Genomic DNA, 12424 nt, shown 5'->3' with positions numbered 1-12424 from the left:
CGGCGTTGTCTAGAGCATTTTCCGCGTCAAAGGAAACCCGTTTATGCATGGCCTGGTGCGGCATCATGCGTCCATGAAGACCGGGTAGAGCGAAGCCAGCAGGAGCACCGCCATGATGATGTTGAAGGCCCGCACGGCCCGTCGAGAGGTCAGGACCGGCCGCAGCGAGGTGCCGAACAGCGCCCAGGCGGTGCAGGACAGAATGCCCAGGACGAGGCTGAGCCCGACCTGGATCATGATGTTCCAGGGATAGGCCGCGATCGCCGCATAGGCGGTGATGGTGCCGATCACCATGACCCAGCCCTTGGCGTTGACCCATTGGAACATGGCCGCGCCCCAGAACGTCATGGGGCGGCCGCGGCTCTTGTCCTCCTCCGCAGATGGCGGTTCGGACATCGCAATCACCCAGGCCAGATAAATCAGGTAGGCCGCGCCGCCATATTTCAGGATGGTCTGCAGCACGGGATAGGCAATGAAAATAGTCCCGAGCCCAAAGCCGACCGCGCCGACCATGAAGGCAAACCCGACAGTGATCCCCATGATGTGGGGAATGGTCGGTCGAAAGCCGTAAGTGAGCCCCGACGACAGCAGCATGATGTTGTTCGGTCCCGGCGTGAAGAACATCACAGTGGCGAACATCACGAAGGCAATGAACAGCGATTGCGACATGGGGGCCTCATGCGATCCTTGGCAGAACTTGTTCTTCTGAAGCCTTTTGCTTTTCAGAATCTTCGGGACGCTTCGACAACAGCATGATGGCGATGCCGCCGACCACCGTGACCATGCCGGTCAGCCGAAGCGGCCCAAATGTCTCACCGAACACTACGCTGGAGGCCGCCGAGCCGACGAACGGTACCAGCAGTGCGAACGGCACCACCTGTGCCGCAGGATAATCCCGTAGCAACCTGCCCCACAACCAGTAGGCGATGCTGGTGGAGATGGCACCAAGGCCGATCATGCATATCAGGCCCGTCAGCGACATATGAGTCAGCGCATGCCAGGTCGGCTGCGGGCCGCTGCTGACGAGCGTCAGCGCGAATAATGGAACCGCCGCGACCAGGCACAGCCATGCGAACAGATCGAACATCGGCACGCCCTGCGCGCGCCGCAGCAACAGATTGCCGGCCGCGAAGCTGAGCGGCGAGATCATCAAGATCGCGAAGGCGCCGACGCTGAAGTCGTAGCCGACGGTGCCGCAGATCATCAGTAGGCCTGCCGTTGCGATCGCAATGCCGACGGTTTGTCCCGCGCTCGGCCGCTCGCGGAACAACAGCACAGCAAAGGCGATGGTGAACAGCGCCTGGCTCTGCACGATCACGCTGGAAAGGCCGACCGGAACGCCATAAGCAATGGCAAACGCCTGGGAGAGAAACTGGCCGAGGAACAGCGTGAAGCTGATCGAGACCAGGACCGACCATGAAATCTTCGGCCGCGCCACGAACAGGCAGGGCAAAGCGGCGATGGAAAAGCGCAGTGCCGTCATCAGTTCCGGCGAAAACTCGTTGAGCGCGATCCGGCTCGCGATAAAGGCAAGGCCCCAGATCACCGCCACCAGCACGGCGATGCAGACATCGGCCGGTTTCATTTTTTCTAGCTCTGTTGGCCCGGCTTTGGTTTGCGCAAGAGATAGGTGCCGTGGAGAGGGGCGTGATAGTCGACTGATTCCAGCGTGAAGCCGATATCGGTCAGCATGCGTTCGATCACCCAGCCGAAGGTCGAGTACTCGTCGCGCATATGGGCGACGACGCCTTCGCGCTGGAAATCGTGGTTCTTGATGGTGAACTCGGCCCATTGGTCGATGTCGCGCTCGATCCCGTCGGGCATGCTGACGAACACGATGTCGCGCAGGTAGAAATTCGCGCCAGGCTTGAGTGCGGCAAAGATCCGCGCCAGCGCCACCGCCTTCCAGAAATCGGGCAGATGATGCAGCGTGAATTCGCTGACGATCAGATCGTAGGAATTCGGCTCATACGCAAAGCTGAGCAGACCCGCGGGCTGGGTGCGGATCACAGCCTTTCGGTCGCGCGCGTAGATGTTGGCGAGCGCCAGCATCGCCGGCGAAATATCTATGGCGTCGACCTCCGCCCCCATCAGCGCCGCCTCGCAGGCCAGGACGCCATTGCCACAACCGATATCGGCGACGCGCCAGCCGCGCTGCACGCCGAGCATGGTCAGCGCCGCGCGTGCCCGCTCGTCGCTGTCGTCATGTCGGTCGTAGATCGAGGCGACCGCGGAATCGAGCCCGAGCCGCCGCCTTTGCGTGTAATACCAGTCCCGCGCCAGCATGTTCACATCCCCTCAGGCCCGCGCCCGATCGCCGCAACCCCGGTACGCGATACTTCGACGAGGCCGAGCGGGCGCATCAGGTCGATGAATTGACTGATCTTGGAAGAATTGCCTGTGATCTCGAACACAAAACTTTCCGTGGTGGCGTCGATCACGCGGGCACGGAACGCATCCGCCAGCCGCAGCGCCTCGACCCGGCTGTCGCCGCGGCCGCGCACCTTCACCATCGCGAGTTCCCGTTCGATGGAGCGGCCGGTAATCGTCATGTCGACGACGCGATAGACCGGGATCATGCGATCGAGCTGGTGCTTGATCTGCTCGATCACCATCGGCGTGCCGCTGGTGACAATGGTGATGCGCGAGAGATGTTTCTGGCTTTCGGTCTCCGACACGGTGAGGCTGTCGATGTTGTAGCCGCGCCCAGAAAACAGGCCGATCACGCGCGCGAGCACGCCGGGTTCGTTCTGCACCAGCACCGAGAGCGTGTGCGTCTCATTGGGATCGTGGCGATCTTCCAGGAAGTAGGCGGATGCGGGCTGGTTCATTGATGTCCCCTTGTCATTCTCCATTGTCATGCCCGCGCAGGCGGGCATCCCGTAACCACAGGCGGCGGAGATACACTCGCCGGCCGCAGCGTACTGGATCGTCCGGCCAAGCCGGACGATGACAGCAGTCTTTGTGGCGTACAGCTAGCCATCCTCATACCGGCATCCTTTCGGCGCCCGTGGCTTCCGGCATCACCCAGGTTCGAAACCGATCGAAATCGATATTGCCGCCGCTCAGAACCAGGCCGACGCGTTTGCCTTGAAGCCTGTTCCTTTCCTGCAGGGCGGCCGCCAGCGCGGCCGCGCCGGCGCCCTCTGCAAGATTGTGGGTATCGGTCCAGTAGGCCCGCATCGCTGCGGCGATCTCGTCATCCGTGACCTGCACCATGCGCGAAGCACCCTTGTGCATGATCGCGACCGCATCGGCATCGGGAATGCGCGTCGCCATGCCGTCCGCACGCGTGTTGCTGGTCTCAGTCGTCACGACCACGCCCGCCGCAAACGATAGCGCATAGGCCGGCGCCTCAGTCGATTGGACGCCGATGATTTCCGTCTTCAAACCCAGGAGATCGCGCGCCAGGATGCAGCCGCAGATGCCGGAGCCCTGCCCGATCGGCACATAGAGCACGTCGAGATCCGGCGCCTTTCGCAACAATTCGAGCGCATAGGTCGCCACACCCAGGACCAGATCGGGATGAAACGCTGGTACGATTTCAAGGCCGTTGCTCTCGGCACGGCGATAGGCTTCCTCGCGCGCGGCCTGAAAATCCTCGCCATGTTCGACGAGCTCGGCGCCGAACCCCCGTATGGCACGATTCTGCTCGACCGAATTACCGTGCGGGACGTAGATCGTCACCGGAAGCTTGTAACGGCTCGCCGCAAAAGCAAGGCTTTGACCGTGATTGCCTCGCGTCGCCGAGATCAGACCGGCGACGCCGGGCCGCTCGCGCTTCAGGCGGTTGAAATACACCAGCCCGCCGCGCACCTTGAACGCGGCTGTCGGGGTGTGGTTTTCATGCTTGACGATGACCGTCGTGCCGAGCCGCTCCGTCAGCAGCGGCCAGGCATGCGCCGGCGTCGGCGACACCGCCTGCCCCACGATTTCATGCGCGCGTTCGAGCTCGGTGAGGTCAAACACTTCTCGATCCTCCCGTATGCTCGTCATCCCCGCGAAGGCGGGAATCCAGTATTCCAGAGGCGTCCGAGCACAGCCGAGACGCCGCGGCGTACTGGATCGCCCGGTCAAGCCGGGCGATGACGGCGGAGTTTTGGTCTGGCGTCCTCACACTCACACCAGCGCCTTGCCGCCGGCAAATGCCGCGGCGGTGGCCTCATCGGTGGCTTCCACCGGCAACAGCATTTCATTGTGCGCCTTGCCGGACGGAATCATCGGGAAGCAGTTTTCCAGCGCGGCGACGCGGCAATCGAACAGCACCGGGCGCTTGATCTTGATCATCTCCTTGAGCGCGCCGTCGAGATCAGAGGGCTTGATCGCCTGCAGGCCGACGCAGCCGAACGCGTCCGCCAGCTTGACGAAATCCGGCAGCGCTTCCGAGTAAGAGTGCGACAGGCGGTTGCCATGCAGGAGCTGCTGCCACTGCCGCACCATGCCCATGTACTGGTTGTTGAGGATGAAGATCTTGATCGGCAATTCAAACTGAACCGCCGTCGACATCTCCTGCATCGTCATCTGCACCGAGGCATCGCCCGCGATGTCGATCACGAGGCTGTCGGGATGCGCGACCTGCACGCCGAGCGCCGCCGGCAGGCCATAGCCCATGGTGCCAAGGCCGCCCGACGTCATCCAGCGGTGCGGCTCCTCGAAGCCGAAGAACTGCGCCGCCCACATCTGATGCTGACCGACCTCCGTCGTGATGTAAGTGTCATGGCCGCGCGTCGCTTCGAACAGCTTCTGGATGGCGTATTGCGGCAGGATGATCTCGTTGCTCTTTTTATAGGACAACGAGTTGCGGGCGCGCCATTTGGCGATCTCCTGCCACCACGCCTTGATATCGGGCTTCTTCGCCTCGGCCTTGAACACCTGCAGGAGATCGCCGAGCACATTGGCGGCGTCGCCGATGATCGGCACGTCGACGCGGATGTTCTTGTTGATCGAGGACGGGTCGATGTCGATGTGGATCTTCTTCGAGCCCGGCGAGAATGCATCGGTCCGGCCGGTGATGCGGTCGTCGAACCGCGCGCCGACGCACAGCATGACGTCGCAATCATGCATCGTCATGTTGGCCTCGTAGGTGCCGTGCATGCCGAGCATGCCGAGCCAGTTCTTGCCGGATGCCGGATAGGCGCCGAGGCCCATCAAGGTCGAGGTGATCGGAAAGCCGGTGACTTCGACCAGCTCGCGCAACAGCTTCGACGCTTCGAGCCCGGAATTGATGACGCCGCCGCCGGAATAGATCACCGGCCGCTTGGCCGACGCCAGCAGCGCTACCGCTTTACGGATCTGCTGCGCATCGCCCTTCACCCGCGGCGTATAGGAGACGTGCACGTCATCCTTGCGCGGCGGATGATAGGTGCCGACCGCGAACTGCACGTCCTTCGGGACATCGACCACGACCGGGCCGGGACGGCCCGTGGTCGCGACGTAGAACGCCTCGTGCAGCACCTTCGCCAGATCATTGACGTCGCGCACCAGCCAATTGTGCTTGGTGCAGGGACGCGTGATGCCGACGGTGTCGCATTCCTGGAACGCGTCATTGCCGATCAAGTGAGTTGGGACTTGTCCGGTAATGCAGACCAGCGGAATCGAATCCATCAGCGCATCGGTCAGCGCCGTCACCATGTTGGTGGCGCCGGGGCCTGACGTCACCAGCACCACGCCGGGCTTGCCGGTCGAGCGCGCATAGCCTTCCGCGGCGTGACCGGCGCCCTGCTCGTGCCGCACCAGGATGTGCTCGACCTCGCTCTGCTGGAAAATCTCGTCATAGATCGGAAGCACCGCACCGCCGGGATAGCCGAAGATGTGCTGGACGCCATGATCGATGAGCGCGCGCACGATCATCGCGGCACCTGTCATCTGATTGGGGTCGTTGCTCTTGTCGGTCATGGTCTGCTCCGGATGCGCTGTTGCCAGCGGCTTGGTGTCTGTTTCGGGAAATAAAAAAGGGCCCGAGAGGCCCATGCACACCGCCTGAATTTGGATGGCCTTCAGCCACCCCCGGCGGTGCGCTTGGGTACGACTACGATAAGGAGGAGTTTGGTAATAATATTACGCATTTTGCGGCCCGGACTTCCCAAAGGTTGCGCGGGTTATACCGTCCAGTCCCCGGAAGTCAAGGGAAGGGCGCCATTCGCGCGGTTTGATGAGTGTAACTGCGTTCCGGGAATTCGGCGAGGGGGAATTTTATGCGTGCAGGCATGCGAGAAGCCGCCCCGTCGTCCTTGCAAGCCAACAGGTCGGGCGAATGCGCGCCCGATGACAGGCTCCAAGAAGCAATCAATGCCGCCGCGAGCTGAGGAATGGATTGCTTCGTCGCTTACTCTCCTCGCAATGACGGCGGAGGCCCGGACACGGTCGCCACCCACCCCCTCGCCGCCTCCGGCGCTACCCACTCGAATTCCGGCAACTGATGCCTGAACCAGGTGAACTGCCGCTTGGCGTAATGCCGGGTATCCGCGCGGCCGATTTCGGCGGCCTGATCGCGCGTGATCTCGCCGCGCAAATGGCGGATCAGCGCCGGCACGCCATGGGCTTTCATGGCCGGCAGCAACGGATCGAGCTTTCGCGCGGCAAGCGCTGCGACTTCCTCCAGCGCACCCGCGGCCAGCATCGCGTCGAACCGCGCATCGATCCGCGCATAAAGCTGGTCGCGGTCGGGCGCGAGGAACAGCGCCGAGAATTCGCCTGGAGGCAGCAGCGGCGGCAGGCCCTCGCGATGCCAACTGGGCAGCGTACGGCCGGTGGCTTCGACGACCTCCAATGCACGGGCAATCCGGGTGCGGTCGCGCGGCTTCAGCCGTTCGGCGGAGACCGGATCGCGCCGCGCCAGCTCCGCGTGTAACGCCTCGACGCCATCGCGCTCCAGGCGGGCGCGAACGGCTTCGCGCACCTCAGCCGGGATCGGCGGCACCGCGGACAGGCCGCGCGTGAGCGCTTTAAAGTAGAGGCCGGAGCCGCCGATGAAGACGACTAGGCGCTTTGCCGCGCGCGCCTCGGCCAGCACTTTTTCGGCATCCGCCACCCAGGCGCCCGCCGAGAAATTGATGGAGGCATCGACATGGCCGTAGAGCCGGTGCGGCACCCGCGCCTCCTCCTCCACGGTCGGTCGCGCCGTGATGATACGCAGATCGCGGTAGACCTGCATGGAATCGGTATTGATGACGATTCCGCCGGTTTTTTGCGCCAGTTCGAGCGCCAGGGCCGACTTGCCGCTGGCGGTCGGCCCTGCGATAAGCACGGCCTTGCTCAAATCCAGCCGATACACCTGCATGTCCCTAGTCGCCACCCTGATCTGCAACCCGGCCAATCCTGCGCTCGACAGTACCATTGTCGACGGCGCGCTGGCCGTCCTCCCCTCGCCCGGCATGGCGCAATGGCTGTTCGACGAGGTCGCAGTCGACATTCCCTTTGAGAGCCCGGTCAAGGGCCCGGACGACATCAAGGCGATTGAAACCCGCCTGCAACGGGCACGCGGCGATCTGCCGATCGACATTGTCGTGCAGCCTGCCGCTTTCAGGCGCAAGAAGCTTTTTCTCGCTGACATGGATTCCACCATGATCGGCCAGGAGTGCATCGACGAGCTGGCCGATTTCGCCGGGCTCAAGGCGCATGTCTCGGCTATCACCGAGCGGGCGATGCGCGGCGAGATCGAGTTCGAGCCGGCGCTGCGCGAGCGCGTCGCGCTTCTCAAGGACATGCCGGTCGGCGTGGTCGACGAGGTGCTGGCCAAGCACATCACGCCGACGCCGGGCGGCCGCGAGCTGGTCATGACGATGCGCGCCAACGGCGCCTACACCTGCCTAATCTCGGGCGGCTTCACACTGTTCACCCGTGCGGTCGCGGCAAAAATCGGTTTCCAGGAAAACCGCGCCAACGCGTTGAAGGTCCGCGACGGCAAGTTCACCGGCGAAGTCGCCGAGCCGATCCTCGGCCGCGCTGCCAAGCTCGCCACCCTGATCGAGCTGCGCGAATCCTTCGATCTCGACGAGATCGATACGCTGGTGACCGGCGACGGCGCCAACGACCTCGGCATGATCCAGGCGGCGGGCCTCGGCGTCGCCTATCACGCCAAGCCCGCGGTTGCGGCCGCGGCCGCCGCACGGATCGACTACGGCGACCTCACCGCGCTGTTGTACGCGCAGGGCTATCGGCGCGAGGAGTTTGTCGGCTAATCTTTCACCAGACTCAATCGTCATGGCCGGGCTTGACCCGGCCATCCATCAACCTTGAGAGAGTCTTGCGAAGAAGATGGATTGCCGGGTCAAGCCTGGCAATGAGACCGTGGATGCGGCCGCGTCACTGCACACTCAGCGCCACGAACCGCAATTCGCCCTCGCCGTTCGACACCAATAGCAGCACCGACTTCTTGCCGTCTTTCTTGAGCTGGTCGACGCGCTTCTTGATGTCGGCCGCGTTGGTGACCGCTTCCTGCGCCACCTCGACGATGACGTCGCCGGCCGAGAGCCGCTTTTCGGCGGCGTCGGAGGCGCCGTCGACGCCGGTGATGATGACGCCTTTCACGCTCTCCTTGATCTTGTACTTCGTGCGCAGGTCCTTGCTCAGCGCGGCGAGATCGAGGCCGAGCGCCTTTTGCGTCACCGGCTTTTCGACGGGGTCTTCCTTGGTCTTGGCAGCGGCCTGCTGCACCCTTTCAGTATCCTCCAGGCGGCCGAGCGTGACCTTGCGGCTTTCCTCCTTGCCCTTGCGGATGATGATCACATCGACTTCCTTGCCGACCGCGGTATCGGCGACGACGCGCGAGAGATCCTTCGGGTCCTTGACGTCCTTGCCGTCGAACTTGACCACGACGTCGCCGGGCTCGATGCCGGCGGGCTTGGCCGGTCCCTTGTCATCGACGCCGGCCACCAGCGCACCGCGGGCCGGCTTGATGCTGAGGCTTTCGGCGATCTCGTCGGTGACCTGCTGGATCCGCACGCCGAGCCAGCCGCGGCGCAGCTCGCCGAACTGCCGAAGCTGTTCGACGACGCCCGCCACGGTCTTCGACGGCACCGCAAACCCGAGGCCGATCGAACCGCCGGTCGGCGAGATGATCAGCGTGTTGACGCCGACCACTTCGCCTTCGAGGTTGAACAACGGTCCCCCGGAATTGCCGCGGTTGATGGAGGCGTCGGTCTGGATGTAGTTGTCATACGGTCCCTGGCTGATGTCGCGGTTGCGCGCCGAGACGATGCCGGCCGTGACCGAGCCGCCGAGGCTGAACGGATTGCCGATCGCAATCACCCATTCGCCGAGCCGCAGCTTGTCGGAATCGCCGAACTGCACCGCGACCAGCGGCTTCACCGGCTTGAACTTGAGGACCGCGATGTCGGTCTTCTTGTCGACGCCGACCAGCTCGGCCTTGATCTTGGTCCCGTCGTTCATGATCACGTTGATTTCGTCGGCATCCGCGATGACGTGATTGTTGGTGACGACGACGCCCGACGCATCGATAATGAAGCCGGAGCCGAGCGAATTGGTCTTGCGCGGCGGCTGCATTTCGCTCTTCTCACCGCCCTTGGGGTTTCCGCCACGCCGGTTCTTGAAGAAATCGTCGAAGAATTCCTCAAATGGCGAGCCCGGCGGCAATTGCGGCATCGCATCCCGGCCACCCTTGGCCTCCACGCTTTGCGAGGTCGAGATATTGACGACGGAGTCGATCACCTTCTCGGCAATGTCGGCGATGCCGTCCGGTCCGCGCGCGCTGGCCGGCAACGGAGCCAGCATGCTGACGGCACTGAGCGAGATCGCGATCCCCATCAAGCGCAGGCGGCTCGTCAAGGCGGGTCTGGCACCAGTCATGTCGGCTTGTCTCCAAAGGGTCAAATTTGGGTCCACAGTGCGCCCGAACGGGCCCGAGGCGCAAGCATCTGCGGTTGATATTCCGGCGAAAAACTGGCCGTCGGCGACTCACGATTTCGTTGACGCCACTGCCGTTGGCGGCCGTTGATTACCGTCATTCCGGATTCACGCTTTGCGTGCCCGGGAACGACAGTTGCTGGAACTACCGCCGCACAAACCAGATCAGGAGCAGGCCGACGACCGCCGAGATAATGCCGACGATACGCAGGATATTGTCCGGCGTCGCCAGCGCGCTCTTCATCGCCCGGCGCATCCAGGCCGGGCTGGCGGCGAACATCAGGCCTTCGAGCACAAAGAGGATGCCCACACCGATGAGGAAGTCGGCGAACGCTATGGACCTCATCGCTCGGCATCCCCCCAGTCAATCAAGCGCTTTTTGCTTTTATGCCGGCGAAGCGGCCCCCGCTTCGCCGTAACGCGCGTATATCCCCGGTCCGACGTTTACTGCTTCGGCGCCGGCGCCGCCGGCGGCTGGCCGGACGGATTGGCAAAGAAGCGGAAGAATTCGGAATCAGGCCGCAGCAGGAAACGGGTATCGTTGGCGCGAAGCCCGGTCTCGTAGGCCGACATCGAGCGATAGAAGGCAAAGAAATCAGGATCGCGGCCATAAGCCTCGGCGAACAGGCGGTTTCGCTCGGCATCACCCGCGCCGCGCGTCTGCTCGGCAGTCGAATTGGCTTCGGCTACGATGACGGTCGCCTCGCGGTCGGCCTTGGAGCGGATCTCCTGCGCCTTCTGGCCGCCTTGCGCACGGAACTCCGCGGCCTCGCGCTGACGTTCCGTCTGCATGCGCTGATAGACCGCCTGGCTGTTGGCCTCCGGCAGATCGGCGCGGCGGATACGCACGTCGACCACCTGGATGCCATACTGATCGGCCTCCCGGTCGAGCTGGTTGCGGATCCGCGTCATCAGGCCCTCGCGTTCGTCGCGCACCACAGTGATGAAGGTGACCTCGCCCAGCACGCGGCGCAGCGCCGCGTTCAACAGCGTGGTGAGCTGGATGTTGGCGGCCTGGATCGAGCCGATGCTCTGATAGAAGCGCAGCGGGTTCTTGATCCGGTAGCGCGCGAAGGCGTCGACGACGAGCCGCTTCTGGTCGGAAGCGATGACTTCCTGCGACGGATTTTCCAGATCGAGGATGCGCTTGTCGATGCTGATGACGGTGTCGATGAACGGCGCCTTGAAGTTCAGGCCCGGCTCGGAGATGACGTCAACCGGCCGGCCGAGCCGGACCACGAGCGCCTGTTCGGTCTGCGACACCGTGAAGATCGAGCTGTAGCCCACGATCACCACGACGAACAGCAGGATCAGGGTGATAATACCTGCAACCGGAGACCTCATCGTGTGCCTCCGCTCTGCTGCTGACTGGCCGTCGGCGGACGGCGCGGCGTCAACTCACTGAGCGGCAGGTACGGCACGATGCTCTGTGCCGAGTTGCCGCCGTCATAGACCAGCTTCTCGGACCCGCCGAGAATCCGCTCCATAGTCTCCAGATAAATTCGCTGCCGCGTCACGTCTTTGGCCTTGTTGTATTCCTCGTATACTTTTGTGAAGCGCGCGCTTTGGCCCTTGGCTTCGGCGACCGCCTGTTCCTTGTAGCCTTCCGCGACCTGCAGGATCTGCGCGGCGCGGCCGCGCGCGTCGGGGACGACGCGATTGGCATAGGTCTGCGCCTCGTTCTGCAGCCGCTCGAAATCGGCGCGCGCGGCCTGCACGTCGCGGAACGCGTCGATCACCTGTGCGGGCGGATCGACCTTCTGCATCTGCACCTGCGTGATCTGGACGCCGGAGCCGTAATTATCCAGCGTCTTCTGCATCAGTTCGTGAACGGCCTGCTCGGTCGTGTTGCGAGCGCCGGTAAGAATGGGCTGGATCTGCGAACGCCCGATCACCTCGCGCATCGCGCTTTCGGCCACCGCCTTCACGGTGCCTTCGGGATTCTGGATGTTGAAGAGAAAATCGCCGGTGCCGTTCGGCTTGATCCGCCACAGCACGGTGAAGTCGACGTCGACGATGTTTTCGTCGCCGGTCAGCATCAGGCTCTCTTCCGGCACGTCGCGCATGGTGCGGCCCCGCCGCGCCGGATCGTCGATCAGCGTCATGCCGATCGAGATCGTGGACACGCGCAGCGCCTTCGCCAGTTGCACGGTTTCGATCGGATAGGGCAGATGATAGTTCAGGCCGGGATCCACCGTGCGCACGTGCTTGCCGAAGCGCAGCACGGCGCCGAGTTCTTCCGACTGCACGCGGAAGAATCCGGACAATCCCCAGATCACCAGTGCGCCGGCCAGGACCAGCGCGATACCCATGCCGCTGAAATGACCGCCCGGCAGAAGCTGCTGCAGCTTGTCCTGGCCGCGCCGCAGGAGATCCTCAAGATCCGGCGGCCTTGGCCCGGCCGATTGCGGTCCGCCACCCCACGGTCCCTTGGGACCCTGGCCCCATGGTCCCCCGCCTTGATTCTTCCACGGCATATAAACTCTCCTCTGCGGGGACCCGGGTCCGCGCCTGTCGGGCGGAGGCTCAGCCTCGCATATCCGCCCGGCTTTATAGGGGA

12 protein-coding genes are annotated in these 12424 nt (G+C 63.6%); 1 reads left to right on the top strand and 11 read right to left on the bottom strand.

The genetic code is table 11. The features are described from left to right. Nucleotides 1-63: 63 nt before the first annotated feature. The 7 genes from HCN50_RS14850 to miaA form a co-directional block, all read right to left on the bottom strand. A complete protein-coding gene (locus HCN50_RS14850) occupies nucleotides 64-669 on the bottom strand; it encodes a LysE family translocator (RefSeq protein WP_171710399.1) in 606 nt (201 codons plus the stop codon). Nucleotides 670-676: 7 nt separating this feature from the next. Next, on the bottom strand, nucleotides 677-1585 hold the full coding sequence (locus HCN50_RS14845; protein WP_171710398.1) for an EamA family transporter: 909 nt from the start codon (nucleotides 1583-1585) through the stop codon (nucleotides 677-679). A gap of 5 nt (nucleotides 1586-1590) precedes the next feature. Continuing rightward, nucleotides 1591-2286 (bottom strand): class I SAM-dependent methyltransferase, encoded by a 696-nt coding sequence (locus tag HCN50_RS14840; protein ID WP_171710397.1) that lies wholly within the window; start codon nucleotides 2284-2286, stop codon nucleotides 1591-1593. Between the two features lie 2 nt (nucleotides 2287-2288). Beyond that, entirely contained in the window at nucleotides 2289-2831 is a 543-nt protein-coding gene (gene ilvN / locus HCN50_RS14835; RefSeq protein ID WP_171710396.1) for an acetolactate synthase small subunit, read from the bottom strand. A 154-nt stretch (nucleotides 2832-2985) separates the two neighbouring features. Further along, complete coding sequence (locus HCN50_RS14830) at nucleotides 2986-3969, bottom strand: threonine dehydratase (protein ID WP_171710395.1); 984 nt, start codon at nucleotides 3967-3969, stop codon at nucleotides 2986-2988. 150 nt (nucleotides 3970-4119) lie between these two features. Next, entirely contained in the window at nucleotides 4120-5895 is a 1776-nt protein-coding gene (locus HCN50_RS14825; RefSeq protein ID WP_171710394.1) for an acetolactate synthase 3 large subunit, read from the bottom strand. Between the two features lie 430 nt (nucleotides 5896-6325). Further along, a complete protein-coding gene (miaA, locus tag HCN50_RS14820; protein ID WP_171710393.1) occupies nucleotides 6326-7279 on the bottom strand; it encodes a tRNA (adenosine(37)-N6)-dimethylallyltransferase MiaA in 954 nt (317 codons plus the stop codon). Between miaA and serB the strand changes: the two genes are divergently transcribed. Beyond that, nucleotides 7278-8180 carry a phosphoserine phosphatase SerB gene (serB, locus tag HCN50_RS14815; RefSeq protein ID WP_171710392.1) on the top strand — a complete coding sequence of 301 codons (903 nt, stop codon included), beginning with the start codon at nucleotides 7278-7280 and terminating at the stop codon, nucleotides 8178-8180. The genes miaA and serB overlap by 2 nt on opposite strands. Nucleotides 8181-8304: 124 nt before the next feature. Here the strand turns inward: serB and HCN50_RS14810 are convergent, their stop codons facing one another. The 4 genes from HCN50_RS14810 to hflK all read right to left on the bottom strand — a co-directional run bounded on the left by HCN50_RS14810 (nucleotide 8305) and on the right by hflK (nucleotide 12341). After that, complete coding sequence (locus HCN50_RS14810; RefSeq protein WP_171710391.1) at nucleotides 8305-9807, bottom strand: Do family serine endopeptidase; 1503 nt, start codon at nucleotides 9805-9807, stop codon at nucleotides 8305-8307. A gap of 202 nt (nucleotides 9808-10009) precedes the next feature. Next, nucleotides 10010-10210: a DUF2065 domain-containing protein gene (locus tag HCN50_RS14805; RefSeq protein WP_171710390.1), complete on the bottom strand. Its 201-nt coding sequence runs from the start codon at nucleotides 10208-10210 to the stop codon at nucleotides 10010-10012. A 98-nt stretch (nucleotides 10211-10308) separates the two neighbouring features. After that, entirely contained in the window at nucleotides 10309-11208 is a 900-nt protein-coding gene (gene hflC / locus HCN50_RS14800; protein ID WP_171710389.1) for a protease modulator HflC, read from the bottom strand. Beyond that, on the bottom strand, nucleotides 11205-12341 hold the full coding sequence (hflK, locus tag HCN50_RS14795; RefSeq protein ID WP_171710388.1) for an FtsH protease activity modulator HflK: 1137 nt from the start codon (nucleotides 12339-12341) through the stop codon (nucleotides 11205-11207). The genes hflC and hflK overlap by 4 nt, the downstream gene beginning before the upstream one ends. Nucleotides 12342-12424 lie beyond the last annotated feature (83 nt).

This window comes from Bradyrhizobium archetypum (genome assembly GCF_013114835.1).
In the GTDB taxonomy this organism is placed as follows: Bacteria; Pseudomonadota; Alphaproteobacteria; order Rhizobiales; family Xanthobacteraceae; genus Bradyrhizobium; species Bradyrhizobium archetypum.
This window is presented reverse-complemented; position numbering and strand designations above follow the sequence as displayed.

Bases quoted from the DNA above. Each gene is read 5' to 3' on its own strand.
- HCN50_RS14850 (WP_171710399.1), bottom strand. From the start codon at position 669: ATGTCGCAATCGCTGTTCATTGCCTTCGTGATGTTCGCCACTGTGATG.
- HCN50_RS14845 (WP_171710398.1), bottom strand. From the start codon at position 1,585: ATGAAACCGGCCGATGTCTGCATCGCCGTGCTGGTGGCGGTGATCTGG.
- HCN50_RS14840 (WP_171710397.1), bottom strand. From the start codon at position 2,286: ATGCTGGCGCGGGACTGGTATTACACGCAAAGGCGGCGGCTCGGGCTC.
- ilvN (WP_171710396.1), bottom strand. From the start codon at position 2,831: ATGAACCAGCCCGCATCCGCCTACTTCCTGGAAGATCGCCACGATCCC.
- HCN50_RS14825 (WP_171710394.1), bottom strand. From the start codon at position 5,895: ATGACCGACAAGAGCAACGACCCCAATCAGATGACAGGTGCCGCGATG.
- serB (WP_171710392.1), top strand. From the start codon at position 7,278: ATGTCCCTAGTCGCCACCCTGATCTGCAACCCGGCCAATCCTGCGCTC.
- miaA (WP_171710393.1), bottom strand. From the start codon at position 7,279: ATGCAGGTGTATCGGCTGGATTTGAGCAAGGCCGTGCTTATCGCAGGG.
- HCN50_RS14810 (WP_171710391.1), bottom strand. From the start codon at position 9,807: ATGACTGGTGCCAGACCCGCCTTGACGAGCCGCCTGCGCTTGATGGGG.
- HCN50_RS14805 (WP_171710390.1), bottom strand. From the start codon at position 10,210: ATGAGGTCCATAGCGTTCGCCGACTTCCTCATCGGTGTGGGCATCCTC.
- hflC (WP_171710389.1), bottom strand. From the start codon at position 11,208: ATGAGGTCTCCGGTTGCAGGTATTATCACCCTGATCCTGCTGTTCGTC.
- hflK (WP_171710388.1), bottom strand. From the start codon at position 12,341: ATGCCGTGGAAGAATCAAGGCGGGGGACCATGGGGCCAGGGTCCCAAG.